The 26945-nt window shown below is 64.1% G+C and carries 21 protein-coding genes; 6 read left to right on the top strand and 15 right to left on the bottom strand.

All coding sequences use genetic code 11. From position 1 onward, the window contains the following. The first annotated feature begins 11 nt into the window (after window positions 1-11). On the top strand, window positions 12-1367 hold the full coding sequence (locus L21SP4_RS07345; protein WP_082116614.1) for an ammonium transporter: 1356 nt from the start codon (window positions 12-14) through the stop codon (window positions 1365-1367). 24 nt (window positions 1368-1391) lie between these two features. Here L21SP4_RS07345 and L21SP4_RS07340 read toward each other — a convergent pair whose 3' ends face one another. Beyond that, complete coding sequence (locus L21SP4_RS07340) at window positions 1392-1865, bottom strand: NYN domain-containing protein (RefSeq protein WP_052882046.1); 474 nt, start codon at window positions 1863-1865, stop codon at window positions 1392-1394. A gap of 281 nt (window positions 1866-2146) precedes the next feature. On the opposite strand from L21SP4_RS07340, the gene L21SP4_RS07335 reads away from it, so the two are divergent. The 5 genes from L21SP4_RS07335 to L21SP4_RS12395 all read left to right on the top strand — a co-directional run bounded on the left by L21SP4_RS07335 (window position 2147) and on the right by L21SP4_RS12395 (window position 7780). Then, entirely contained in the window at window positions 2147-2929 is a 783-nt protein-coding gene (locus tag L21SP4_RS07335) for a TatD family hydrolase (RefSeq protein WP_160300741.1), read from the top strand. Between the two features lie 38 nt (window positions 2930-2967). Further along, window positions 2968-4317: a hypothetical protein gene (locus L21SP4_RS07330; protein ID WP_052882044.1), complete on the top strand. Its 1350-nt coding sequence runs from the start codon at window positions 2968-2970 to the stop codon at window positions 4315-4317. Then, on the top strand, window positions 4310-4990 hold the full coding sequence (locus tag L21SP4_RS07325) for a CPBP family intramembrane glutamic endopeptidase (protein WP_052882043.1): 681 nt from the start codon (window positions 4310-4312) through the stop codon (window positions 4988-4990). Before L21SP4_RS07330 ends, L21SP4_RS07325 begins: the two co-directional genes overlap by 8 nt. An 84-nt stretch (window positions 4991-5074) precedes the next feature. Further along, entirely contained in the window at window positions 5075-6559 is a 1485-nt protein-coding gene (locus L21SP4_RS07320; RefSeq protein ID WP_052882042.1) for a rhamnulokinase, read from the top strand. Window positions 6560-6610: 51 nt separating this feature from the next. Continuing rightward, a complete protein-coding gene (locus tag L21SP4_RS12395; RefSeq protein ID WP_074041415.1) occupies window positions 6611-7780 on the top strand; it encodes an endonuclease/exonuclease/phosphatase family protein in 1170 nt (389 codons plus the stop codon). Here the strand turns inward: L21SP4_RS12395 and L21SP4_RS07310 are convergent. The 14 genes from L21SP4_RS07310 to L21SP4_RS07245 all read right to left on the bottom strand — a co-directional run bounded on the left by L21SP4_RS07310 (window position 7695) and on the right by L21SP4_RS07245 (window position 26888). After that, the gene (locus tag L21SP4_RS07310; RefSeq protein ID WP_052882040.1) at window positions 7695-9803 is read right to left on the bottom strand and encodes a hypothetical protein; all 2109 of its coding nucleotides are present in this window, start codon (window positions 9801-9803) and stop codon (window positions 7695-7697) included. The genes L21SP4_RS12395 and L21SP4_RS07310 overlap by 86 nt on opposite strands. 2 nt (window positions 9804-9805) lie before the next feature. After that, the gene (locus L21SP4_RS07305; RefSeq protein ID WP_052882039.1) at window positions 9806-10741 is read right to left on the bottom strand and encodes a PulJ/GspJ family protein; all 936 of its coding nucleotides are present in this window, start codon (window positions 10739-10741) and stop codon (window positions 9806-9808) included. Further along, window positions 10738-11289, bottom strand: a complete 552-nt coding sequence (locus tag L21SP4_RS07300) for a type IV pilus modification PilV family protein (protein WP_052882038.1) — start codon at window positions 11287-11289, stop codon at window positions 10738-10740. Before L21SP4_RS07300 ends, L21SP4_RS07305 begins: the two co-directional genes overlap by 4 nt. Continuing rightward, window positions 11276-11992, bottom strand: coding sequence for a pilus assembly FimT family protein (locus L21SP4_RS07295; RefSeq protein WP_052882037.1), 717 nt, complete (start codon window positions 11990-11992; stop codon window positions 11276-11278). Before L21SP4_RS07295 ends, L21SP4_RS07300 begins: the two co-directional genes overlap by 14 nt. 34 nt (window positions 11993-12026) lie before the next feature. Beyond that, entirely contained in the window at window positions 12027-12503 is a 477-nt protein-coding gene (gene tadA / locus L21SP4_RS07290; RefSeq protein ID WP_052882036.1) for a tRNA adenosine(34) deaminase TadA, read from the bottom strand. A 14-nt stretch (window positions 12504-12517) separates the two neighbouring features. Beyond that, window positions 12518-13279, bottom strand: a complete 762-nt coding sequence (gene surE / locus L21SP4_RS07285; protein ID WP_052882035.1) for a 5'/3'-nucleotidase SurE — start codon at window positions 13277-13279, stop codon at window positions 12518-12520. 19 nt (window positions 13280-13298) lie between these two features. Continuing rightward, window positions 13299-14954 (bottom strand): alpha-amylase family glycosyl hydrolase, encoded by a 1656-nt coding sequence (locus L21SP4_RS07280; protein ID WP_169747695.1) that lies wholly within the window; start codon window positions 14952-14954, stop codon window positions 13299-13301. Next, window positions 14951-17224: a beta-galactosidase gene (locus L21SP4_RS07275; protein WP_052882034.1), complete on the bottom strand. Its 2274-nt coding sequence runs from the start codon at window positions 17222-17224 to the stop codon at window positions 14951-14953. Before L21SP4_RS07275 ends, L21SP4_RS07280 begins: the two co-directional genes overlap by 4 nt. Window positions 17225-17307: 83 nt before the next feature. Continuing rightward, window positions 17308-18927 carry a CBM96 family carbohydrate-binding protein gene (locus tag L21SP4_RS07270; RefSeq protein WP_052882033.1) on the bottom strand — a complete coding sequence of 540 codons (1620 nt, stop codon included), beginning with the start codon at window positions 18925-18927 and terminating at the stop codon, window positions 17308-17310. A 205-nt stretch (window positions 18928-19132) separates the two neighbouring features. After that, a complete protein-coding gene (locus L21SP4_RS07265) occupies window positions 19133-20635 on the bottom strand; it encodes a sulfatase (protein ID WP_052882032.1) in 1503 nt (500 codons plus the stop codon). Between the two features lie 12 nt (window positions 20636-20647). Then, the gene (locus L21SP4_RS07260; RefSeq protein ID WP_052882031.1) at window positions 20648-22075 is read right to left on the bottom strand and encodes a sulfatase family protein; all 1428 of its coding nucleotides are present in this window, start codon (window positions 22073-22075) and stop codon (window positions 20648-20650) included. Between the two features lie 18 nt (window positions 22076-22093). Then, the gene (locus L21SP4_RS07255; RefSeq protein ID WP_052882030.1) at window positions 22094-24625 is read right to left on the bottom strand and encodes a sulfatase family protein; all 2532 of its coding nucleotides are present in this window, start codon (window positions 24623-24625) and stop codon (window positions 22094-22096) included. 299 nt (window positions 24626-24924) lie between these two features. Beyond that, window positions 24925-25482 carry a prepilin-type N-terminal cleavage/methylation domain-containing protein gene (locus L21SP4_RS07250; protein ID WP_052882029.1) on the bottom strand — a complete coding sequence of 186 codons (558 nt, stop codon included), beginning with the start codon at window positions 25480-25482 and terminating at the stop codon, window positions 24925-24927. Then, window positions 25479-26888, bottom strand: a complete 1410-nt coding sequence (locus tag L21SP4_RS07245; protein WP_074041414.1) for a sulfatase-like hydrolase/transferase — start codon at window positions 26886-26888, stop codon at window positions 25479-25481. The genes L21SP4_RS07250 and L21SP4_RS07245 overlap by 4 nt, the downstream gene beginning before the upstream one ends. Window positions 26889-26945: the final 57 nt, after the last annotated feature.

Genomic DNA, 26945 nt, shown 5'->3' with positions numbered 1-26945 from the left:
GGGAGGGAGACATGCGTATGAACAGGCGGGTGCTGGGGCTCGGGGCGCTGGTGACGGCGTTTGCGGCGGCGGCTCACGCCGGGGAGGGTGGTGACGCGGCGGACGCGGCGCTCTTCACGGCGAACAATGTATGGATGATGGTATCGACGTTTCTGGTGTTCATGATGCACCTCGGGTTCGCGAGCGTGGAGAGCGGGCTGACGCGGGCGAAGAACACGGTCAACATCCTCTTCAAGAACACGGCGATCATCTCGATCGGGCTGCTCACCTACACGGTGATCGGATTCAATCTCATGTATCCGGGCGAATCGTGGTTCTGGAACGGGGTGCTGGGGTGCAGCGGGCTGGGACTGGTGATGCCCGCCAACGGTCTTGGCGTAGAGTACGCGGGGGGCGGGTACACCTACTGGACCGATTTTCTTTTTCAGGGGATGTTCGCGGCGACGGCGGCGACGATCGTTTCGGGTGCGGTGGCGGAACGGATCAGGCTCGGGCCGTTCATGATATTCAGCATTCTGTACGTGATGTTCGTGTACCCGGCCGTCGGTTCCTGGAAGTGGGGCGGGGGCTGGCTCGCGGAGCGCGGGTTCCACGATTTCGCGGGGTCGACTCTCGTACACAGTGTCGGCGGCTGGGCCGCGCTCGCCGGCATCATGCTGCTCGGTCCCCGGGCCGGAAAATACGTCAACGGCCAGGTGAAGCCGATCATGGGGCACAACATGCCGCTGCTGACGATCGGCGTCTTTCTCCTCTGGCTCGGCTGGTTCGGATTTAACGGCGGGTCCGTCCTTTCGGGGAATCCGGGTGAAGTGTCCTACGTGCTGGTTACGACATCGCTCGCCGCCGCCGCGGGGATTGCGGGCGCAATCGGCTGCTCCTGGACCGTTCAGCACAAGCCCGATGTCTCGATGGTGCTCAATGGCTGCCTGGCGGGGCTGGTGGGCATTACCGCCGGCGCCGACGTGGTCGGTGTGCTGCCGGCCATCCTGATCGGTCTCGCCTGCGGCGTGGTGGCCGTGCTTTCGGTGATCGGGATCGACCATCTGCACCTCGACGATCCCGTCGGCGCCACCACGGTGCACCTCGTCTGCGGGGTGCTGGGCACGCTGTTTGCGGGGGCCTTCGCCCACGGCCATACGACCACGGCCATGGGGACCGAACTCGGCTACACGATCTCGTTCGGTACGCAGTTTCTCGGCGTGATCAGTTATGCTGTGGTCTGTTTCCCGATGGCGTGGCTGATCTTCTACGGCCTGAAAAAGACCGTCGGCATCCGGGTGAGTCTTGAAGAGGAACTCAAGGGGCTCGACATCGGAGAGCACGCGATGGATGCCTACGGTGGATTTCAGATCTTTTCCACGATGTGAGCGCAGGCCGATCCGCCCGGCGGTTCATTCGGGAAACAGATCGCCGAGCCGCGGGGACCGGAAGGGTTTACGGCGCCGGCAGCGGCGGACGGCGTCCCGTTCCCGCTGCCGGCATTCCTCGAGCCAGGCGGCACAGCCGAGGACATGGGCTCCGGCGGCCCGCACGCTGTCCTGCTCGGCGAGGTCGTCGGTCACGACCACGATGCCTTCCGGCCGGGGGTCCTGGTGCACCAGCCGCTCGATCTCGCCGTCCGCGCTCCGGCTGCCCGACGAGTAGAGGATGTCCATCGGGCCGCGCGTCTCGCGAACCGCGGGTTCCTGCGCCGCCGCCCGGCCGTCGAACACCAGCGTCGCCCGGTGCGCGGTCAGCGGCGCCAGCTTGGCCACATGCGAGACGAACTGAGTGCGCCGCGATTCAAAGGTGCCGCCGCGCCGGTCCCGGAAATCGGGATCGGCGTGCATCAGGTTGTATCCGTCGATCAGCAGCCACCGGAACATAAGCGCACTCCCTGAAGGAGAGGTCAGGCTATCACCGCCGCCCCGCCCGCGGCAAGAACCCGGCGTCCTCAGCAGCGATTCTCATTATGGCTTCACCCTTTTCGGTCGGGGTGGCACCCGACCCTCCCAGTGCCCGAAAATGCGTCGGATATCGACTCGGGAGGGACGGCTGCCACGCCGTCCGCGGTCGGAATGCGGCCATAATGAGAACTGCTGCGTCCTCAGGAAATGCGCATCCCGAAGTTGCGCTCCCCGCTGATCGACGATACATGTCGGGTTCGATGAAGCTCTTTGACGCGCATACGCACCTGCAGGACGACCGGCTTTACCCGGAACGCGAAGCCGTGTTGCGTGCCGCGGCGGAGGCCGGCGTTGCGGGCATCGCCGTGAAGGGCCGGACGGAGCGCGACTGGGAACGTGTGGCCGCGCTCGCGGATCAGTACCCCTGCGTTCATCCGTCGTTCGGCCTCCATCCGATGCACGGCGGCGGGCGAACCGGAAACTGGCGCGCGACGCTGATCCGGTTTCTGCTGCGCTACCCGGCGGCGGGGATCGGCGAGACCGGGCTCGATTTCACCAAGGAGGTTCCGGACCACGCCGACCAGGAAAGCGTGTTCCGCGACCATCTGAGCGTGGCCGCCGAACTCGGACGGCCGGTCACCATTCACTGCCGGGGGGCCTGGGACAGGCTGACCGCCGTGCTGCGGGAGGTATCCGTTCCGGGCGGGATGATGATCCACTGCTGCGCGGCGCCGCCGACGGCGCTGGAGGCGCTGCTGGAGATGGGGGCATTCATCTCCTTTTCCGGCACGGTCACGCGGCCGGACGACCATCGGGCCTCGCAGATTGTGGCGCGGGTTCCGCTCGACCGCCTGCTGATCGAAACCGACGCGCCCGATCATGTTCCCTGCTCGCCCTCCGCGGAGAAGCAGCTCAAACCCAACGAACCCGCCCGACTGCCGGATGTGCTGGCCTCGGTGGCCTCGCTGCACGGCTCGGCGCGTGAAAAGATAGCTTCCGCCTCGTCAGGCAATGCCCGGCGGTTTTTTGGCTTTGAATCGTGATGGCAAGATGGGAAGCTCCCACCCGAGGGGGGAGCTAAATGAGCATGCGTATCTTCACGGCACGGGCGGGGGCGCTTGCGCTTCTGGCGGGGCTGTGTCTTCCGGCCGATGCGATCGTCGTTGAGACCTACGGTCCTTTCGATGTCAGCTTCTACGAAGAGGGTGATGTCTACGGGACGACCACGAACCAGCAGGACTGGACCGCGGAACAGATGGCCGACGTCGAATCCGCGATTCAGGCCTGGGATGCCGGCATCCAGAACACCGCCGGCCGCCAGATCTCGCTGCACCTCCTCTGGGACGACCTCCCCTCCGGCGTGCTGGGATCCTCGGGCAGCAGCCAGGTCTACGGAGGCGGGCAGCGCTGGCAGAGCGGCGAGTTCATATGGCGCGAAGAGGACGATCCGGCGAATTACGGCATTGAAATAGACGTGGATTCGCTGATCCGGTACGACGTGGACGCCGCGGGCGTGGGCTGGAATTTCGGAGAGGACGGTCCCGGTCCCGGCCAGATTGATTTCCGCAGCGTCATTACTCATGAATTGGGCCACTCCGTCGGCGTCACCAGCAGTTACCTTTCGGAAGAGGACTTCTTCGGGTACGTCGGTCGGGACGCAATGGGAGACCCTGTCTACGAGGGCCTTACGGCCTGGGATGTGAACCTTGTCGATTCGGCGGGTAATCGGCCCGCGGTCGGGACCAACGGGGTGCCCGATAACTTTGATGAACTCGGAAATCCGGTCTACTGGGATGGCGACACGGCGACCAATCTCTACGGCGGGCTTGTCCCGATCTACGCGCCGGAGACCTATTCGTCGGGTTCCTCGCTCAGCCACCTGGATGAAGGCACCTTTCCCGGCGCGCTCATGAGCCCGCAGATCGGGGCAGGGCAGTTGGTGCGCGAACCCACCGATCTCGAATGGGCGATGATGACCGATATGGGATGGCAGGTCATACCGGAGCCGGCGGCGGTCCTGCTGTCCACGTTCGGCCTCGGCCTGATGCGTCTGCTGCGCAGGCGTTTCGTGAAGCGGCTGGTCGGCAGGGAGGACGGGGCGATCCCGGCTCCGCCGGCCTGGAGTCTGGAAGAGGACACGCGCGGGTCGGCATCGATCTGGATTTCCATGGAACGCGGCTTTATCGCGATGCGCGACCGGGCCCGCAGGGCGGCTCCGGAGGCCGGATGTTTCGGGAAAATGACGGCCCTTTTCCGCGCGATCGAAGACGCCGCCTGGTCGAAAGCGGACGCGTGGACGCAGGCGCGCAGGGCGCGCGACGAGGCGCGTGGCGCGGAGCGGCTGGAACGACACGCCGCCCGCGAACGGAAATTCTGGGATTTCGTGTTCAGACTGGAATCCCGCCTGCGGAACCGGAGACGACGTGGCTGAACGGCTGCAGCGCTTCATATCCTCCACGGCCGGCACGCTTCCGCGTATCCCCCCCGCCGCCGTATGCCTGCTCGGTGTGGCCGTCTTTAACACGCTCTTCGTCTTTCACGGCGCGGGTCTGCTCGATGTCTGGTGGGGCCTGAGCGCCGCGCTTCTGCTGCTGATCATGAGCGCAATGGGCCGCCGGCAGGAGTACGCGCGCGCGATGCTCGACGATCTCAGGCAGGGGATTTTTCGCAAGGTGGTCCTGGGCGCCTTCGCCGGCGTGCTCCTCTACGGGGTGTTCGCCGCCGGGCGGTGGGGCGTCGCGCTGCTCTGGAGCGGAGGCGTCGAGCGGATCGCCGGCGTGTATACCTGGGGCGCGGGCCGGTCGCCCGTCGAACTTATGCTGATCCTCGGATTCCTGATCGGACCGGGCGAAGAAATCTTCTGGCGCGGTTTCGTCCAGTCCTACGCGGAAAAGACCACGGGGCTCCGCACCGGCCTTTTCGTCATGACCGGGCTGTACGCCGCCGCACACCTCGCGACCGGCAACGGGATCCTTCTGATCGCCGCGGCGGTCTGCGGTCTTTACTGGGGGCTGCTCTTTCGCACCCTCCGTTCGATCACCGTCAACGTCATCAGCCATGCCGTGTTCGATATCATGGCGTTCGTGATCTTCCCGTTTTCCTGATCCGACGCGGAGATTGAAGACCGGCGCGCGTTTCGCTAAAGTTCCAATCCGACTGCGTTAAAACGGACCGGAAGGAGAGCGGACATGGCGGCGACACGGGCTTATCTGGCACTGGATATCGGAGCATCGAGCGGGCGCGCGCTGATCGGGCGCTACGACGGATCGAAATTGAGCCTCGAAGAGGTGCACCGGTTCGACAACGGCCCGCATCGCGTACTCGACACGCTCCACTGGGACGTGCTCGCGATCTTCGACCATATCAAGCTCGGCATCCGCGCCGGGGCTGCGCAGACGAGCGGGGAACTCGTCAGCATGGGGGTGGATACCTGGGGCGTGGATTTCGGTCTGCTGGATGAGCGGGGCCACCTGCTGGCCAATCCCGTCAACTACCGCGATTCGCGCACCGACGGCATGATGGAGGCCGCCTTCCAGCGCATGCCGCGCGAACAGATCTTCCGGGAAACCGGCATCCAGTTCATGAAGATCAACACGCTCTACCAGATGCTCTCGCTGGTTCTCGCCAACGATCCCGTGCTGAAAGTGGCGCGCACCTTTCTCACCATCCCGGACCTCATCCACTACTGGCTCACCGGCCACGCGGTGGCCGAGCGCACCAACGCCAGCACCACCCAGTTCTACAATCCCGTCGAGAAGAAATGGGCCGCCGGAATGCTGCGCGAAATGGGCCTCCCGTCCTCGTTTCTGCCCGAACTGCGCAATCCCGGCACCTGTCTCGGTCAGCTGCTCACAGCCGTGGCCGATGAGACCGGCGCCGAGGGGCTGAACGTCGTGCTGCCGGGCTGTCACGATACCGCCAGCGCCGTCGCCGCCGTCCCCGCCGCGGGGAAAGAATTCGCCTACCTCAGCGCCGGCACCTGGTCGCTGCTCGGAACCGAACTCGACGAGCCGGTGATCTCCGACGAAGCCCTTCAAGCCAACTTCACCAACGAGGTGGGGGTCGACGACACCATCCGCTTCCTCAAGAACCTGTCCGGACTTTGGGTGCAGCAGGAGATCCGCCGCGTCTGGGCCGAGGCGGGCACGAAGTACTCCTGGGACGAGATCGGTGAAATGGCGGCCAAGGCCCCGGCGTTCGAAATCGTGTACGACCCGAGCCATCCTGATTTCCTTCCGCCCGGCGATATGCCCGCGCGGATCGACGCCTACTGCGAGCGGACGGGCCAGACGCCGCCCTCGACTCCCGGCGGGTATATCCGCGCCACGCTCGAAGGGCTGGCGCTGCTCTACGCCCACCTGTACGAGGACCTCGAACGGATTACCGGCAGGACGCTCGACACGCTTCATATCGTCGGCGGCGGTTCGCAGAATCCGCTGCTGCCGCAGTTCGCCGCCGATGCGCTCGGCCGTACCGTCGTCACCGGCCCCGTCGAGGCCACCGCCATCGGCAACCTGCTCGCGCAGATGGAGGCGATGGGGGATATCGGCTCGATCGCCGAAGGAAGAGAAGTCGTGCGCAACTCCTTCCCGACGCAAACGCTCGAACCCGGCGATTCCGCCCCCTGGCGGGAAGCGCTCGAACGCTTCCGCTCGCTCCGCGAAACGGCGTAAATGCAGCCGGCCCTAACGATCCCTGAATAAGGGCCGGTCATCATCGCGTTCATGTCTGTGACGCGGACGATCGTCTTTTCCATGTACGCCGGGATGCTGATCCCGTCGTCTCCCGGGGAATCCGCGGATACGATCCGCATCGCCACGTTTAACGTCGCACTTCACGGAGAGCGTGCGGGGGAAATGGCCCGGAAGCTGACCGCTCCGGGTCACGTTCGCGCGGAGAAGGTCGCGCACATCATCCGCGCCGTGCGGCCGGATATACTCCTGCTCAACGAGTTCGATTACGACGCCGGGGGAAGGGTGCTGGACGGGTTCCGCCGCCACTACCTCGAAGCGCCGGATGGCGGGCCGCCCCCGATCACGTACCCCCACGCGTTTACGGCGGCGGTCAATACGGGCGTGCCTTCCGGCTTCGATCTGAACGGCGACGGGCGGCGCGGCGAGGGCGCGAAGGACGCCTTCGGTTACGGCCTCTATCCCGGACAGTACGGGATGGCGCTCCTGTCGCGCTTCCCGATCGAGCGTGAGCACGTCCGCACATTCCGCCGGTTCCGGTGGGCGGACATGCCCGGTGCGCTGGGGCCGGCCGCCCTTCCGGAGCAGGCTGCGAGTCGATTCCGGCTCTCGTCGAAGAGTCACTGGGACGTGCCGGTACGAATCGGCGGCGCGACCGCGCATCTCCTCTGCGCCCATCCCGTGCCGCCGGTGTTCGACGGGCCGGAGGACTTCAACGGACGCCGCAATCACGACGAGATCCGTTTCTGGGCCGACTACATCGGTCCAGCCCGATCCGCATACATCCGTGATGATGCCGGGGTGCGGGGTGGGCTTCCGGAAGATGCGCGGTTCGTCATACTCGGAGACTACAACGCCGACCCCGATCACGGTCAAAGCCGCCCCGGCGCGATCGAACAGCTGCTTGAGCATCCCCGCATCAGTACCGGAAAACAGCCCGCGGACAAAACCGCCGCATGGGGATTAAGGGTCGACTACGTCCTGCCCTCCAAAACCGGGTGGCGCGTAAAGGCCGGCAGGGTGTTCCGCCCTTCGAACGGCGAAGAGGGCAGGGCATGGATAACCGGCCCGCACGCTTCGGATCATTACCTCGTGTGGATCGATCTTGAGCTGAAACCTATTGCCCCACCCTCCAGTCGATCATCTGGACGAAGAGGCGGGGTTGATCGCGCCGGTCGGTCTGGCGCGGATCGAGCCAGATGACCGCGGCGACATTCTTCTCGCCGAGGATCGTATCCCCGCCCTCCGTATACGATCCGCTGCGGTCGAGGTCGTCGATCGCCTGGACCTTGATCAGACAGGTATAGACCGCGTTCCGGGTGCCGATGAGCGTCTGGATCATGCCCACAAAGGCTTCGCGCGCCTCTTCGGTCTCGAACTCGTATCCGATCTCGTTGAAGAACCCCTCATTGCGCGCCCAGTCGAGCGAATTTGTGAACGCCGCAGTGCGGGTTAGGTTGGTGAAGAAATCCGCGAGCTGCGCCGCCTCGGACTCACTCACCTTGTGTTCACGTCTGTTTTTCCAGTCGTCCCCGAAAGCGTGGTAGATCTGCCCGTAGACGGGGGCGCCGAGGAAGGCGGTGATCAGTGCGTTTCTGTTTTCGGTGTTGATAGGGATGAGCCCCTGCTCCGGCGGACGGCTCGAGGCGACGAAATAATCGGTTACCGGGCAGAGCTGCGGGCCGTAAAGCCGGATCGTCCGGCGGGGGATGCCGTGACTGAGGTATCCGAGTTCGGCCACGTTGCGGAGCGGGCGGTCCGCGACGTACATGAAGTCCACATCGTCGTGGTTCGGACGTCCGATCGAATTGGTTGAAACGCTTTCCCACTGGTTCGTGTCGGTGCCCGCGAAATTGATCCTCGGGTCGCGGACCGCGACAGTTTTCGCTTCGCCCTGCTCCATGCTGATCCGGCCCGTGAGATTGCTGACGACATCGACCATGTCCCCGCCCATTCGCGTGACGATGCGGTCCAGGTCCACGCGGGCGGGGAAGTTCGTGGAGGGGTGCGTCACGGATTTCTCTTCCACATGGACGGATTCGGTGTCCGGGGTGTAGCTGAAATCCCAGTCGTACTCCTGCACCTGACCGCCGCAGGTTACGCGCAGGCCCTCCACTTCGACCGCGAAGCTCTGATCGTTGCGGTTGGTGGGGAAGGGGTAGGCCATTTCGAGATAGAGGCGGAACGTGTTGCCCGCTTTTTCCACGCTGTTGCTGACCATGAGTTCGCCGGCCATGGGCACCGATTCCGTGCAGAAGGACGCGAGGTCGCCCGGGATCCGGTCCGCATCGACATAATCCCTCAGATTGCGCGCCATGTCGCGGGCCGTAAAGGCCCTCTCTTCGCCCCCGAACGTGCAGCCGCCGAAATCAAGCAGATCCTCGTCTTCCAGGTGTTGAAATATCGCCGCGACCGCGTCGGCCCCGGAGGCCTCGAGCGGTTTGCCGAGGTCGAATCGGGGCGAGTCGGAACCGGGCCGCCAGGCGGGGTAGAAAGAAAAGTGATAGAGATCGCGGGCGCGGCCGCGGCGGCAGTTCAGTTCGTCCCCGGCGCGGGAAACGGTGCCCGTCGGGATGATGGTTTCGAGCGGTGATTCGAATCGGCGCAGATACTGCCGCCGGTCGCTGAGATAGGCCTCGGCATCGTCGATATCCGCGATCACGGACGCGCTGAGCTGCAGTTCGGCGGCGGAGGCCGCGTTGGAACGGGCGCGCATTCCGCTCGCGGGGTCGTATCCTCCCGCGTGCGAGATGTCGATTTTACCCGAGCAGTCATAGGCCAGAAACGCGTAACGTCCGATCAGCCTGCCCCCGTAGCGGATCGGTTCCCAGCCGGCGCCGTCGTCGGGGTGGTCCGTGAAATTCAGCGGGACGTATCGATGGGCCGTGGCGTGGATGCTGCTTCCGTACATGTGGACGTCGACTCCCGTGCCGCTGCGCAGAACGACGGGGCGGTCGCCGTCTCTCTCCGTGCAGAGCCGTTTCTTTCCGTCGACCTCCTCGTTCATGTACTCGTATAGATAATCCGCGGTTCGCGCGATGGCTGCATCCATGAGCTGCACGGCCTTGCCGTCGTTGATATGGCCGTGTGAGATGAGGCGTTCCGTCCGTATGTAAGCCGCGAAAGACACGGCGAGCAACATGAGCACGGAAAGCACGCCGATGACGGCGATCAGCGCAATGCCCGCTCGCGGTTCGCGGTTTCCGTATGCCTGAGACGTGCGCATGATTACTTCTCCGACTGCAGATGGGTGCGGGGGCTCCGGTTGAAGACGAACAGCCTCCGGAAGGTGCGGCACGAAATGTTGTCTTCATCGTCCGCCATGACCTGCGAGACGCTTTCGCCGAATTCGATACGGCGGGCCAGGGCGTCGGCGTCCTCGGGCGTGAGCACCCCGAGTTCGACGGCGACGGCGTCGGGCATGTCTTCGATCGAGGTGGCCTGGATCCCGGGGTCGTCCTCCGGAGGGGGGATATCGGTCGGCCAGGGAGTCCACTGTTTCGGGGGGTCCGGGTTGCCGTCCATCCCCGGCGTGATGTTTTCCAGAGTGCCGTCGGGCCGATAGCGGTATACGTAGACGTACATGCTGACGACGTTGGGCAGCAGCGGCTGCGCGCTCTGCCATCCCGCGTTCGACCCGGAGGCGTCGCGGCGCCGCCGGTCGAGAAAACCGGACATCGGTTTGTGCCGCACGCCGAAGGCCCGGTTGGTCCGGGCGCGGCTCTGATTCTGCAGGTAGAGCGCGAAGCGGGTCGGGTCTTCACGACCCGCCATGTCCGTCTGATGGTCGATGTAATAGAACTGGGAACTCGCGAGTCGGGAAGCCGGCGGGTCGACCGTGCCGTTGAGGCATACAAACGCGAACTCCGTGCCGGCATAGTCTCCGAGATGGGCGACGCTCTCGCCGGGTGTGTCCAGCCCCATCGGGCAGTCCCGGATGCAGGTGGAAAAATGCTCCTGCATTCGGTCGAAAGTCTTGTTGACCTGGACCGCCAGCTTTATCCGCGCACGGGCGCGGTCGGCCGTCCCGGTGGTCTGCAGATAGAGGGAGACCAGGGCCATCAGCAGAATCGAGAGTATGGCCGTGGCCAGCAGCATCTCCACGAGCGTGAAGGCCTTCCCGCCGCCCGGGAACCGTTCTCTTTCGTGGGCACAGACATTCATCGGTACGGATAGAGCCTGAATTCCATGGTGTGGTACGCCTCGGTGTACAAGAAGACCGATCCCTCCTCGGTCTGCGGGGCCGCCGCGGACCGCCATGCGCGCAGCGCGATGCGCTTATGGCGCGCGTTCAGGTCGTCCACGTAGAGGTGGTAGTAGTAATGGATTTCGTCGCCGGCGATGTCTTTGAAGGTGATCTTCGAAAGATGACCCTCCCAGTCCGGGTCAGAGCTGACCGTCACCGCTGCGGGTTCCCACGGGCTGTTGTCGGCCGCATCGACAGGGACGGTCGCGGGGAGGTCCCAGGCATCCCGCGGTGCGGCGGCGAGTGTTCCTTTGCAGGCTTCCAGCACGCTTGAAGCGAACAGGTGGATTTCCGTCTCCTCCGTGCTCTTGCGCACGGCGTCCAGGCCGGAGGGGAAAACCCCGAACAGCGCGAGGAGTCCGAACGAGAGGATGCCGATCGCGAGCACGAGCTCCAGAAGCGAGAACCCGCTTCTTTTCCCCTGCTTCCGGAAACGGTTTGCGTGCCCCTGATCAGTACTGGTCATAGTCTTCCGTGTGCACCGTGGCGATGCTCGTATCGTAATCGTCCACTTCGATAATCGCCCGCAAGCCTTCGCGCAGGCTGCCGCGTTCGATCTCTTCCGGCGTGCCTTCGGCGATATAGATCCGGATCTTTCCGTAAGAGGGGTGATCCCTGAGGGTCTGGATGTTCGCCTTGGACCCGTAGGTGAGCGAGGGCATCCCCATTTTCGAGATCATCAGATCTTCGGTGTTGATCTCCAGGTTCCGGTACAGGTTCATGATATTCCCGTGATTGGAATCGTTGGGCGTATGCAGGGGATCGAATACGGTATGATCGGGAAGAAAGCGCCACGAGGTCAACCGTTCATCGGCCGTGTTACGGTCTTCGGACCCGGCGAAGAGGGCATAGGCCCGGTAGGCCAGATCGGGACGCCCCGCCGCCTCGGCGACGTCTTTGTCCGCAAAAACGAGAAAGGTGTGCTTCTGCTCGAGCGCGCACCGCTGGCGCGCCATGTGCACGGCGCTCGCCACCTCGCGCGCCGCGCGGTCGATGCCGCGCCCCCGGGCCAGGTTCCTGAACGCCGGGAGCGAGACCGTGAGCAGAAGTGCCATAATCAGCATGACCGCAAGCAGTTCGATGAGCGTGAAGCCCCCGTGCGCCCGCTCCGTCCTGTAGTGCGTTCCGGGCATGTGTTCCCCGCGGAAGTCCTCTTGTAAAAACGCCATCCCTTGGGTATCGAGCTTCAGGCACCTCAGAGACTCATGACGGTGCCCGTCGTTTCCGGAAAAAAACCTGGAGCACAGCCCGGCATTCATCCGCCATCACGCCCTGCCGGATTTCGGGGCGGTGGTTCAGTTCCGTGCTCTGAAGTATGGTGAATTGCGAGACCGCCCCGCCGCGTTTCGGATCGTCGGCGCCCCAGACTACGGTCGGAATTCTCGCCAGCACGATGGCCCCCGCGCACATGGGGCAGGGTTCCTTGGTCACGTAGAGTGTGCAGCCGTTCAGGCGCCAGTCGCCGACCGCTTGGGCTGCCTGGGTGATGGCGAGAATTTCCGCGTGCGCCGTGGGGTCTTTCAGCGTCTCGGTCTGGTTGCGGGCGCGGCCGAGGATGGCGCCGTCGAGTGCGATGACCGCGCCCACCGGCACTTCACCTTCATCGGCGGCCTGCTGCGCCTGCCGCAGCGCCATGCGCATGTACACGATATCGGGCTGCAGGGTGTCGGCTTCGGCCATTCTCGCGCTCCCGTTTACTCCGTGTGCTCCGACGCGTCGCGGAGGTGATCGAGCCAGTCGCGGTCGGTGAGATCAAAGTGAATCGGGGTGAGCGCCACGTAGCCCTCGCCGACGACCCGGATGTCGATGTCGTCGGTCCGGTCGAGAATCTCCAGTTCGCCGTCGAGCCAGTAATAGGTGTTTCCCTGCGGATCGGTGCGCTTGTGAAACTTCTCCACGAATCGCGATTTACCCATACCCGCAGGTTTCATGCCTCGCAGCTCACCGTGCGGCAGGTTCGGGATGTTGACGTTCAACAGGCTGCCGGGACGCAGCCCGTTGTGGAGGAAGCGGTCCAGCACCCGGCGTACGACCCCGGCGGCCGTCTCCCAGTGCGGCGTTTCATAGGTGCAGAGCGAGAAGGCGATGCCGGGAATACCCAGAATGACCCCCTCCGTCGCGGCGGAGACGGTGCCTGAGTAGAGGACGCTGATGCCGGTATTGGAGCCGAGATTGACTCCGCTCAGGACGATGTCCGGGGGTTCATCGAGCAGGGCGCACACGGCGAGCTTCACGCAGTCGGCCGGCGTCCCGCTGACCGCCCAGCCGAAGAAATCGTCGCCGTGATAAATCTCTTTCGTGCGCAGGGGGTCGGCGAGGGTAATGGAATGTCCGGCGGCACTTCGCTCGTATTCCGGCGCCACCACCGAGACCTCGCCGTACTCCCGCGCCGTGTCGCGCAGCAGCCGCAGCCCCGGGGCGTGAATGCCGTCGTCGTTGCAGAGGAGTATGTTCACGGGGGAAGAGTTTCGTCGTTCAGGCGCGGGGATGCAAGCGGGGAGAAGGGGGAAGTGCTTCCAGGACACAGAAACTCACGGGGGCCAGGTCGAGTATGAGGCGCGGTCCGTCGCGGAAGATTTCCGGCGCGGTTCCGATTTCGATGGCGGTCGGGGTGGCGCGGTCCTCAGGCCACGTGAATCCGGCGCGGGCAGGTTCGGCGGAGGGGTTGAGGGCGACGATCATCCGCTCCTGCTCCGCAGTCCGCTCGAAGACGAATGGGTAGGCGTGCGGTTCGGCGTAGAGCGGGGCGAATCCTCCATCGGCCCGCAGGCAGCGGTGTTCGCGGCGGAGCTTCAGCAGCGCCTGGACCAGGCGCCAGATCGAGTCCGGATCGTCGCGCTGACCCTCGACCGTGGGGCGATCGGACGCGGGATCGATCGGGAGATAGAGATCCGCGGGGTCGGCGGTGGAGAATCCCGCGTTAGGGGACGGGTCCCACTGCATCGGGGTGCGCGAACCGGTGCGCAGGTAGGCGCCCTCCTTCGACGGCAGATCGGGCTGGTAGCGCAGTCCGATTTCATCGCCGTAATAGAGGCTGGGCACGCCGGGCATGGTGAGCACAAAGGCGAGGGCGACCTTCTGTTCCGAGGGGTTGCGGCGATACGAAAGCCGTGGCAGGTCATGGTTGCCCGAGGGAATCGACAGAAATCCGCGACCGCCCATCCCCCGCGCGTGTGTTTCGAACCACTCCATGAACGGTGTGATATCGCCCTTGCCTTCGCGACGGAAATAACTGTTGCCCGCGCCGGGAAGGACATTGGTTCCCGTCTCCATGCGGAAGAGCGAATTATAGGCGTCGCCGTTGCAGTGCAGGGCGAAATCGACATGAAAGCCGGCATCTATGGCGTCTTCGGGCGAAGACCACTCGGCGACCAGCGCCCGGTCCGGGTAGGCGCGATCAATCCATTCACGCACGTCCCGCCAGTATTCTTTCAGGGCTTCGCCGCCCATTTCATCCTTGATCAGCGTCGAGGCCAGGTCGACCCGGAATCCCGCCGCGCCCTTATCGAGCCAGAAGGTCATCACCCGGCGCATCTCCTCCTTCATCGCGAGGACGTCGGGGTGATCGACGGGGAGTTGCCAGGATTCGCGAGGATGCGCGTAACCATAGTTGAGCGAGGGCTGGAAATAGAAGAAGTTGGCGTGATAGCGGCCGGAGCGCGGCGAGAGCCCGCCGATGAACTTCTCGCCGCAGGGGGCGAAGATGTGATCCGTCCAGATGTACCAGTTGGAATAGGGGGTGGGTTCGGCTCGGGCGGACTGCTGAAACCAGGGGTGGCGGATTGAGGTATGGCCGGCGACGAAATCGAGCAGCACCCGGATGCCGCGTCTTCCGGCCTCGGCGAACAGCCGTTCGAGATCCTCGTTCGTTCCGTAGCGCGGGGCCACGCGGTAGAAGTCGGATACGTCGTACCCGCCGTCTTCGAAGGGGGAATCGAAGACCGGGTTGAGCCACAGCACATCGACCCCGAGTTCGGTAAAGTAGTCGAGCTTCTCGACGATCCCCGGGAGATCACCGATCCCGTCGCCGTTGGCGTCACGGAAACTCGGCGGAAAGACCCCGTAGATCACCGCGCTGCGGAGCCATTCGGGAATCCCCGCGACAGAGTTTTGATCCGTCGCCGCACTCATCGGATCGAGCCCCGGCGCCAGAGGATGTAGGCCGGATGGCCGGGTCGCAGATCGAGGTCCACCCGGTCGGTGTCACGGCCCAGCACGCGTGTTTCCCCGTCGCGCCACTCGCCGACCACAGAGGCGCGGTGCGGAAGGTATACGGTCTTTCTGCCGCCCCGGAAAGACTGCACCATCAGGAAGGGCGGAGAGGCCTGGATGAAATCGGGTTTCATCCATTTGTCGGAGACCTCGTCCAGATAGAGATGGCATCCCGCGCGCCGGAAAAGCTCGCGCCAGATGCGCGGCGTGAGGCGCGACGTGCCGAGGTAGACCGAGGTCCAGCCGTCCATTTCCTTCATCGCACAGGAGGGCAGCTCCTCATCAATATAACGGGCGAAGACCTCGGCCTCTTCGTCCTCCACGTGCAACCACGGCGACACGGGTCCCAGCTTCGCCCCGGGTTCATTCCAGTTGTAGGAGAGGTCGGTCGCCTCCCCGAGCCGGGGGTCGTATCCTTCCTCCATCAGCGTCCCCTGCACCAGGCGGGACTCCGGGTCGATCTCGTCCCTGTGCAACTCAAGTCCGATCCCGGTGAATTTCGTCAGCGAAGGGGCCTTGCCGGCTCGGAACAGGTCGGGCAGGTAACAGAAGACGATCATCCGACCATCCTTCATCCAGCGTCGGCGCAGCGCGTTTTTTTCGGCTGGATCGAGATGGTAGGGCGTGAGCAGGATCACGCAGCGCACCGATTCCGGGATGCGGTCGAGATCGCTCTGCAGGTACCATCCCAGGGCGGCATCCGTCCGGGAGAGGGCCATGCGGGTTTCATACACCCAGCGACCGTACACGGCGCGGGCGGGGACGCGCTGCCATGTGTAACTCTTCTCGTCCAGCACCACCGCGACGGACGGCTCGTAGGCGGGGTTCAGCGAAGCGCGTTCGATCAGGTCGTGGACCTTGTCGTACCAGTTCCAGATGCGCTTGTCATTGAAGCGCCCGTCCGAGAGCAGGTTCTGCCAGTGCGGAAATTCATTCTGGGCGATCATCAGCCCCATATTGCGTTTGAGTACTGCCATGGTCTCTTCCATGTGGGTCGTGCGCTGGGGGTAGCCGGGGGCCGCGAGGCTCTTGTCCGGTTCTTCGGCCAGGTGGGTGAAGGTGTCCTCTTCCAGGAAGACGGCCTTGCCGTGCAGCGGGCCGCTGCTGCGCGGCCCGTGGACGTCCATCGGGAACCCGAAGCGCCGATTGTACATGTTGTAGGAATAGGCGCTGCCGAAAAAGTCCACGTCCGGGCAGGCGAGCAGGCGGCTCGTGCCGAGATGCCCGATCTGCTGCGGCCAGTTCCCGGTCCAGGCGTGCTCGAAGAGATACCCGAAAAAATAGCCGACGAGCGAACGTTCCGCGGTGGCGTCTTTGATCGTCGCCGCCATCTCGCCCATCACGTCCGGGATGAGATTGTTCATAAAGACGGTGAAGTCGATCACCTTCTGCTGCGTGGCCGGGTTGCGGAAGATGCCGAATTCGCCCTCGTAGCGCTCGTCCCGCGAGGGCACCTCGATCTCCCGGAAGGACTCCAGCTCCGTGCCCCACACCTTGTTGACCTTCCCGATCGAACCGTAGGTTTCGCGCGCCCACGCACGGAAGGCGCGGGTCATCGGCGCCGAGTATCCGCCCGACTTTTCCGGGTGCCACATCTGCCACTCGCCGGTCAGGTAGTAGAGCGGGATCAGCCCGATGAAGCGGTCCGCATACGGGGAGTCGGCGATGATATCCAGCAGCTCCCGCACATTCCGGTGGGCGTATTTCCGCCAGACCTCTGAAGCGGGCGAGGCCATCTTCGTCGTGCTGCCGTCGGCGTAGGTGAACCGCTCCTCCGGATGTTTTTTGTGCCAGGTCTCGGAGGGTCCCAGCCAGACACGCAGAAGAATCAGGGCCTCGGGGAAGGGTTCGAAAAAGTAATCCAGCGTCGCGCGGATCTTTTCCGGCGAGGTCGCCTCGGGAAGTCCCACGTTGACCGACAGCACCCGCACCCCGGCATCACGGGCCTTGTGCATCTCCTCGAGAATGATCTCGTCCTTGTCGAATTGATTGTTCCCGAAATAGATCCGGAACGGCTGTGATCCGTGACCCTCCACGCGGACCCGCGGACCGTCAGAGGTGAAGGGGTCGAGCCGCGTCTCCGGAAAGGCGACCGCGTTCGTGGGGGTGTCGGGTCCGCCGCCCGCCGCCATCGCGCCGGCGGCCATGATAAGAAGGCCCCAGACAAGGAACGGTCTTTTGAGTTTCATGGGTATTATCCTGTTTTGAGCCGGGGCTGTTTCTTCGATAGGCGCGGGACTAAACCATTTGCAGTGAATAATCCAGCTTAAGCTCATTCAATCAGCATAGTCGCGAGCGTCTGGGCGTAGAGCCGCACGAGAAAGTCGTTGGGGTGATTGACGTGGTTTCCGGTCATGTCCGCGTAGATCTTGTTCCGGAGCAGGTAGGCGTGCAGCGACCACAGGTCGGCTACCGCCACGCCGTCGCCTTTGAGTTGCTTCAATGCGGGAAGATAGCCGCGCATGGGCTCCAGCGCGCGCCATTGCTCGTTGGGTAACATCGACATAACCAGGATGAACTCAGCGTCCGGATTCTGAGTCCGGATGGCGCGTATGGTTGCCTTCGTGTTTTCGATGTAGCGTTCGACCGGCACATGACCGCCATCGTTCATGCCGAAGGCGAGAATGCACAGATCCGGTCGCTCGTGCGCGACCAGTCCGTCGACCGTCTTCGCCCCCCACGCCGAGGTCATTCCGCCCAGCGAGGGGTTGATGAGCTCGATGGAGGAAGCCGTCTCGCGGCGCAGCTGTTCCGCGAGCAGGCGTCCCCACGAGGGCATGTACGGCGGACGGGCGGCTTTGGCGCTGGCGGAGGCGCCCACCGCGATGCTGTCGCCGAAGAGCACGATCTTAAGCGGCGCGCCCGCCCGCAGCCGGCCGGTCGTGCGCGGCAGCCTGTCGCCGCCATATTCCGGTACCGGTCCGCGCCATGGTTCCCCGCGCCGGTAGGTGACTCGTATCTGCCGATCGTTGAACCATGAGGATTCGGAAAACGCGAGGTATCCGCCGTCCCGCCGCTTCATCACGCCCGGCTTCGCGTCGGGGCTGTCCGGAAAGAGTTCGCGTCGGAGGGTCACCGGCATGTCGCTCCCGGGCCGCACGATTAAATGGCGCCCATCCACGCGGAAATCCTTTCCCTCTTCGTAGGTGCGGGTGAGGGCGTAATCCTCCACCCGGAGGATGCGTTCGGGGCGGAAGGCCAGGCGCGCCCGGGGTGCCTGGCCCTCCTTCGAAAGGGGGAGGGCTGTTTCCCGGTGAATGACGGGGTTGGACCAGAGGGGACGCATTGCGGCCGCGAACCCGTAGCGCGGGCGGGGTTCTTCTGCGATCGCCAGCCATGCGCGGTCGCCGCCGGCCTCTTTCGAACCGAAGTGCACCGGGCGGGAGAATCCGGGAGCGCTGCGCATTTCGATCAGAAAAGAGAGTTCCGTGCGGTCGAGATGACGGGTCACGTAATCCGTGAGATCAAAAGGGACCGGCCCCGAAGTATCCGGCCTGATGGTGGTCACGGCCACCCGTTCGAGTTTTCGCGGTTCCGTATCGAAGGTGACCGACGACTCGCCCCATTCCGAATCGATGGCGTACACGGAGAACGAGGGGTTTGATCCCGTGCCCTCCGCGGTTCCCTTAAACCAGATCCTGGCGCTCGCCGTCGAGGTCTGCGCAAGGGTGGAGAGGTCGTAGCGCAGCAGGATGGAGCGCTGCTCCTCCGCCGCATTTCCGCGCTGAACCCAAAGTTCGCGCGCATTTCCGAAATGTCGTGCGGCGTACGCCCCGCCGCGGATTTCCGTATCCGCGCAGGGCCCGAGTACCGTGCGGGGCGGACGTTCGCCGGCCACCGCCGCCAGCCCCGTCAGGAGCACTCCGCTGATGACAATTCTGCGCCAGCCCATCTGTCTCCTCCCGAACTATACGAACGGCCATACTATAATCGGCAACGCCCGTACCTTATACCGTTCCGCTTATTTTACTTCATGAATTCCACAGCGAATGACACCCGGCATGGCGGCCACGGCCGTAACTTCAGGATTAATACGGATTACGAAGGGCACGGATAACAGAATGGGATTAGCGGGGGGCTTTGTACTGATATGGTCTTTACCCCCTCCCACGGTCTGCCCTTCCCGCACGTTGCAGCATCCGGTCGTACATGGGACGCAGGCGCTCCAACGCGTCCCGATATTCCGGATCATCAACCCGGTTCCGCGTCTCCAGTGGTTCGTCGCGATAATCGTAAAGCTCCTCGGCTTTCGTCGATCCATCTTCGTCGATCCAGCGGATATAGCGGTAGCGGTCGGTGCGGACGGATTGTCCGGTGTACGGATGCTGCCACGCGCGGCGGTTCATGGCGTAGACGGCGTTTTTCCACGGCAGATCGAGGTCGTAGAGCAGCGGCGTGAGACTCATGCCGTCCGCGCGGCCGGGCGGCGGCAGGCCCGCCAGTTCGCAGAGCGTGGGCGCAATATCGACCGCCTCGGTCAGCGCGTCGCTGTGCCGCCCCGCCGTCTCCATCCCCGGCACCCGCACGATCAGCGGACAGCGCAGGGAGGTCTCGTAGTTGGTGTCCTTGCAGTAGACGCCGACTTCGCCGAGGTGAAAGCCGTGGTCTCCCCACAGCACGATGACGGTGTCACGTGATAGCTTCAGTTCATCCAGCGTACGGAGAATGCGTCCGACCTGCGCGTCGATAAATGACGTGCAGGCGCAGTAGCCGTGCATCACCCTGCGCCGGAGCTTTTCGGGCAGGGGGCCGGCGTTTGGAACGTCGTGGTACATGCGCAGTTCATAGGCGTTGTGCGGGTGGAAGTCGGGTGCTCCCGCGGGGTTCTCCATAAGCGTGAGCGGAAGCGAGGCGCGGTCGTAGAGATTCCAGTAGCGCTTCGGCGCGATCAGTGGGAGGTGGGGTTTCAGGAAACCGGCGGCCAGGAAGAACGGCTGCTCTTCTCCGGCGAGTTCGTGCAGGCTTTCGACCGCCATCCGCCCGATGACTCCATCGGGATATTTTTCTTCCGGCGCATCATACGCTTCGGTGCACGGGCCGACGGTCAGGGCAAAGCGCTGGTGTGGCGATAAATCCTCGCCGGCATCGATCCGATTCTGCACTTCTTTCCGCCTGCGCTTCTGTTCGGCGAGGTTTTCGGGGTCGAAGTAGCCGCGTCCGGTAAAGGCCTTCCACTCGTCCCATGAGCGTTCGTCGCCCCCCCCGCCGTGATGGAAGATCTTGCCCATGCCGACGGTGCGGTATCCGTGCAGGCGGAAGTGCTGGGGCAGGGTCAGGATGTCGGGTGACACGCCTCGCAGCGAGACGGCGTTGTCCTGCATCCCGTGGTGCTCCGGACGCAGGCCGGTGAGCATGCTCGCGCGCGAGGGGCCGCAGATCGAGAACTGCGCGTACGAGCGGTCGAAAACCATCCCCTGCGCCGCCAGCCGGTCGATGTTCGGCGTCTTCATGAAATCATGGCCGTAACAGCCGAGCATCGGACGCAGATCGTCCACGCAGAGAAACAGCACATTCGGCCTGGATCGGCGCGCCGCCCCCGCCGCCCATGAGCCCATGACCACCGATCCCGCCAGTGCCGAAATAAAATCACGTCTTTTCATCGTCTGCTCCTTTTACAGGTCATGTGCGGCTTTGAGCCGAACGAGTTCTTCAGGGTCGAGCAGCGGGTCGTCGGTTTCTTCCCGCCTCCGCTGCAGTTCGGCCTTCATCCGCTCCAGTACCGGTTTCATCTCCGGATTGCCCGCGAGGTTATGCATCTCGTGCGGGTCCTTCGAGAGATCATACAACTCGAATTCGGGCGGATGCATGCTCGTCTCGTACGCCTGCCGCGTCTCGTCGTCCTCGGCGAACTTGATCCCGACCGGTCCGATCTGCGGCACGGGATTGGGGCGCGTGTGATCGAGATTCCGGATCAGCTTGTAACGCCGGTCGCGGATCGAACGGCGGGGATAGAAGTGCTGCGCGGCATGGGCGGTGTATTCCCCATAGAGCGTCTTGCGCCAGTCCGCCGGGGTGGATCCCGTGAGCAGCGGGATGAGCGAACGGCCCGCCCGGTGCGCCGGCGGTGCGATGCCGGCTGCGTCCAGGATCGTGGGCAGGATATCGACCGAGGAGATAAAATCGTGGTTGACCTGTCCGGGACGGATTACGCCGGGCCAGCGCACGAGGAAGGGTACCTCCTCGCCGGCCTCGTAACAGGTGGTCTTGGCGCGAACGAAGGGAACGCCGTGATCGCCGAGAAAGATGATGAGCGTATCCTCTTCGTGTCCGGCCTCCCGCAATGTTTCGAGGAGCATGCCCAGACCGGCATCCGCCCTGCGCTGGGCGTTGTAGTAACCGGCGACCTCCCGGCGCACCCGGTCGCCATCGGCGTGCAGGTAGGGGAAGGGCTCGACCTCCTCCGGCGTGTACGGGTCCTCGGGCAGACCCATGTACTGGTTGGCCTCCTCGTTGTACGGCCGATGCGGATCGAAGTAATTGACATACAGGAAAAAGGGGCGATCGCCCGCTTCGTCGAAAAACATCGCCGCGCGCCGCGCGACCTCGCGCACGTCGCGCGTCTTCAGGGCCTGATGTTTCCACCATTCGAAATCGAACGGGAAGATCTCCTGCGGGGTGACATGCAGTTTCCCGATGATGCCGTTGTAGTATCCCGATTCCTTGAGGATTCCGGGGAGCGTGGGGATGTTGCGTTTGACGCCGTATTCGGGATGCGCACCGGCGAGACCGATCTGACCGTTCTGGTGCGGGTAGAGCCCCGTGAGTATTGAACTGCGCGAGGGGCTGCACGAAGCGTGCGTCACGTAGGCGCGGGTGAATCGCATCCCTTCCGCCGCCAGCCGGTCCATGTTCGGCGTGCGCCCCAGGGGGTCGCCGTAACAACCCAGCGTCGTCCCCTGGTCGTCGGTCGTGATCAGCAGGATGTGGGGTCGCTTCCCGCGCAGTTCGAACTGCGCGGCGGCTTCGCCGGAGACCGCGTAGAGCGCGGGCAAAGTCAGGGCTCGGGTCAGAAAGCTTCTTCGGCTGATCGTCTCTTTCATGGGAGTCGTACCTCGGTTTTACACAGTCCCTCTAACGTCCCGTCCCCGTGCAAATCTGAACCGGGAAAATGACAGCTCCTCAGACATGATCTGGTAGAGCCCTGACCAGGAACGACCTGCGGGCATTGTGAGCGCCGTATGCCCCACCAGCAACGTCGTGCCGTTCGGGTCGATCACCCGGTAACGCAACTGGCCGCTTTCGTTCGTCGCGGTACAGCGAAGCGTTTCGCCCTCGAAAGAAAAGGGTTCGGTGGAGACGACCTGTTGCAGATCCCGAGCCCGGCGCATCCGCAGCACCTGGAACACCGCCCGGTCAGGGGCGTTCTTCCAGAAACGGCATACGTAGAAGTCATCCGGGGATGTGGCGCCGAAGACGAGTCCCGCCATCGCGCCGCGGCGTTTGAGATGGACCTCCGCCTCCACGCGGAACGGCTCGGAAGGAGCCACGCCGGTGGTGTCCGCGAGCACGAGCGAAGGCGGCCGATCCGTCCGGGCCACGGCGAGTTCCCGGTTTCGGACGGCCCACTCGCCGGAGACGATCTGCCACGGTGCGCCCAGCGGGTGCCCCTCTTCAAACCACGCGACGGGCAGGGTATCGCCGCGATCGAAGCGGTCCTGGAACGACGGCCCGGAGCTTCCGCGGAACGCCAGCCACGGCAGCGGTGCGCCATGGGTCATGCGGATCCACAGCGCACCCAGCGCGTCGCGCACATAGGTAGTCATCGAAGCGAACTCGTCCGGGTACGTCACCGTCTTCTGCTTTCGATAACGGGCGCGCACGACGTCGTTCAATCTCGAAAGGGCGGTGTGGCCGGGCCAGCGCAGGACGTCGGCGGTCCAGAGCAGCGCGTGCGGATCTTCCTCGCTGTGCAGCGAGACGCGCAGGACCCGGAGCGCGTGTTCATGGCCCGGGTGGTCTTTCAGCAGGGCGACGGCGGCCGTACTGCGCACCACCGGCGAGTCGTCGGTCAGCCTGAATTCGAGCCGGCTTTTCAAGGGCGCGGCCCGCTCCCGGTCGGTCAGCGCATAGGCGCCGAGACAGGCCCAGTAGCGGAAGCACGGTTCGCGGTGATCGAGCGCCCTGCCGAATCTCTCCGCCTCCCGGGGGCTGCCCCCGGAGGCGGCGAAGGCCAGTTCGACCAGCGCGCGATGTTCCTTCGCGCGGCCCGCGAAGAACCGGGTCGGATCCGCGTCCCTGGTTTCACACCAGCGCATCAGCTCGTATTCCGGGACGACACCGAGATCCCGGTGTTCGATCATCCAGTCGAAGACTTCGCGCCGCAGCACGTCGAGCTGCTCGCGCCGGGCGGGATCGGCGGCGAGATTGCGTACCTGGTGGGGATCGGCTTCGCAGTCGTAGAGTTCTTCGACCGGCGTTATGCTGAAATAGCGCGCCTCCTCCGGCGTCAGGGTCCCGGCAAGGTGACGCGCCCAGAGCGCCTGCATCGTCGGCATCTTGTCGGTGCCGTGATGCATCCGGCTCTGCGGACTGAACGGAAGCAAGTTGCGGATGTACCGGTAGCGCCGGTCGCGCACCGAGCGGCTGATCCGGATTATTTCCTCCGTGCGGTCGCGGTAGCCGAACGAGGTCGGGCGGGTCTCCGCGGCGAGGAAGTTTGTTCCTTCCATCTCCGCCGGCGGTTCGATCCCGGCCAGTTTCAGGACGGTGGGTGCGAAATCGACGAACGAAACCAGGTTCCCGTTTTTCGCGCCGGGCCGGTACGCGGGCACCGCGGCACGATAGCGCTCCGGGATGCGCACGATCAGCGAAGTGTGCAGACCGGAGTCGTACAGCCAGCGCTTACCGCGCTGCAATCCCTCGCCGTGGTCGCCGAAAAAAAAGATGATCGTGTCTTCATAGAGTCCGTCGTGTTTAAGTTGATCGAGGAGCGCGCCGACTTTGCCGTCGAGTTCGGCGATCTTGTGGTAGTAGGCGGCCGTATCGCGCCGGGCGGCGGGCACATCCGGATGGTAGGGGCGGAGCGGGGCCTCGTCCGGATGGTGGTACGGCAGCGGGCCGCCCTGCACCGCATGGTAGCGGAACCGGCTCTCGTGGGTACAGACGTAGTTGAAGACGCTGAAGAAGGGTGTGCCCGGGGGCCGGTTCCGATACGACGCTTCGCGCGAACTGTCGTCCCACGCCTCCGGCGGGGTGGGGAAGTGGTAATCCTCCTTATGATGGTTGGAGCAGTAGTAGCCGTGTTCGCGAAGCATTCCGCTGAAGGTGCGTCCGGCGAACGGAACGCGGGTGCGCATGTTCTGGCTTCCGAGCGACGGCGGATAGCGGCCGGTAATGAGTGTGGAGCGCGCCGGCCCGCAGACCGGCGCATTGCTGAAACAGCGCAGAAACAGCATGCCCTCCCCGGCGAGGCGGTCGAGCCGGGGCGTCTTCGCGCAGGCGTCCCCGTACGCTCCGAGATGAGGACCCATGTCCTCCGCCGTGATCCAGAGGATGTTAGGCCGACGACCGCGTTCGTCCGACACCGCCGCAGCGAGCGCGGGCAGCGTGAGGGCTCCGGCATTGAACGATCGTCGCGTGATCCGGTTCATCGTGCTTGTCTACTCGTTCTTACGCGGTGGTGTCATCCGTATTCTTCGCGGCGTCTGCAAAAAGGGAACTATCCGCTCAGCGATGGCGGATCAGATAGACCCGTGAATCGACCTCGTAGTTATAGTGCGTCCCCCGCGAAGGATCTTCCTCGGAAATTATTTGTCCCTAATATTCGGTAAGCTCTTCCACGTGTTCGTCGTAAAAGCACATATTGGCGTGCCCGTCGTGGCGGTATTCGATCTGCCCGGGCGTCTCCTCGTCCGGATCAAAGTCGTCCTTCCAGTAAAGCCAGGGCCGGTTATGGCTGTCGATTATAGAGCAGGGTTTTGGCGGGGTGCTGTACAAGCTGGGGGTTCCACATGCTGTGCCTGTACACATTGATGTTTCGGGCTTTGGAGTTTTCCTGGCTGAGCCACTTGTTCATCGAGTAGGACATGCGGTAGGTCTTGGTGCCTGAGTCGTCGAGCGGATCGGGGGTGTCGGCGGGAATCTCGGGACAGCGATACACGCCCTCGTACATCAGCTTCTCGAGGACCTCATAGTTGGGGACGCGGAACTGGTCGCCGGGGGAGTCCTTGGTATAGGGCAACAGGCTGTGCTCCCAGCGCAGGGCGTACCACGGTATCCCCTCGTAGGGCGAGCCTTCATCGTTATTGCCCCAGACGAAGGTATGGATGCCGTGGTCGGCAGTATACTGTTTCTGGGCGATGGCCAGATTGCGGAGGTTGGATTTGCACTGCGCGTCGCGCGCGAACGAGACGCCCTGCTCGATCAGCGGGAACAGGATGCTGAGCAGCAGGGCGACGATCGCGATGACCACCAGCAGTTCGATCAGTGTGAAGGCGCGGCGTTTCATCCGGAGGCGCGCTCCTGTCGCTTTTCCCAGCGGCGGTATTCTTCGGCGGGAAACCGCTTGAAGTCCGGCGGCGGCAGCGTCGCTTCCCAGCGCTCAAATGCGCGCATTAGCGTACGGGTTCGTTCGGGATAAACTGTGGCGAGATCCACTTCTTCGCCAATGTCATTGCGGATGTCGTAAAGATGCGGCCTGCCGTCGCGGGTGACGACCAGCTTCCAGTCGCCGTCCCTCACCGCTTTCATCCCCTGGGCTTTCCAGAAGAGAGGTTCGTCATGGAGCGGTTTTGCGCTGCGGCCGGCGAGCACGGGCGTCAGATCCGCCGAGTCGTAGACGCGGTCGCCGGGCAGCGAGGCCCCGGCGAGACGGGCGCAGGTCGCGTAGACGTCCATCGAGGAGACGACGGGCTGATACCGCGAGCCGGCGGGGATCGTACCGGGCCATTCCGCGAGGAAGGGAACGCGGATACCGCCTTCAAACAGCGTGCCTTTGTAGTCGCGCAACGGGTCGTTACGGTAGGCGCCCGTCTTGCGCGCACCGCCGTTATCGCTGATGAAAAAGACGAGGGTGTTTTCCTCCAGTCCCGCCTCGCGCAGCTTCGCGCGGATATCCCCCACCGCGGTATCGAGCGCTTCGACCATGTTGATGTACGTCTTGCGGTTCTCGCGGGGATCGTCGACCCCGTTCAACGGAATGTCGACCGGACCCGGATCCTCATCATCCATCAGCGGCGTGTGCACGGCATTGAAAGCCACGTACAGGAAGAAAGGTTCATCGCGGTGACGCGCGATAAAGTGGTTGGCCTCCCGCGCGAAGGCGTAGGTCAGGTATTCCTTCTCATGGACGCGCTCGGTCCCGCGCATGATGCATTTCGGGGGCTTCAGATTCCCGAGATCGAAGTAGCGGTAGAGCGAACCCATGAAGCCGTAGAACTCGTCGAACCCGTGCTTGATCGGGTGGTCGTCGAACGAATGACCGAGGTGCCACTTGCCGACCATGCCGGTGGCGTAGCCCCGGCGCTTTAACAGCTCGGGCAGTGTAATTTCCTCCTGCGAGAGCCCGCGCGGATTGCCGGGGCGGGTCGGAATCACCTGGTCCGGGTTGGTCGGGAATCCGATCCGGTGGTGATGACGCCCCGTCATCAGACTGGCGCGCGACGGACCGCAGGCGGGGTAGGTCACATACCCCTGCTCAAACTGCATCCCGTTCAGGCCGAGGGCATCGATGTTCGGGGTCTTGAGATCCTGCGCACCATGCAGCCCGATGTCTGCATAACCGAGGTCGTCGGCGAAGAGGAGGACGATGTTGGGCCGGGTGGGACGTCCCGCCGTTGCGGCGGTACCCGACGCAGCGGCCGCCGCGCCGGTCCAGGCCAAAGATCGAAGAAAGTCTCTGCGGCTGCGACTCATGATCGTTCCCCCCTAAACGGTAATACGTACACAATCCTAAATCCCGGCTCTGTTTAG

The sequence above is a fragment of the Kiritimatiella glycovorans genome, from assembly GCF_001017655.1.
In the GTDB taxonomy this organism is placed as follows: domain Bacteria; phylum Verrucomicrobiota; class Kiritimatiellia; order Kiritimatiellales; family Kiritimatiellaceae; genus Kiritimatiella; species Kiritimatiella glycovorans.
This window is presented reverse-complemented; position numbering and strand designations above follow the sequence as displayed.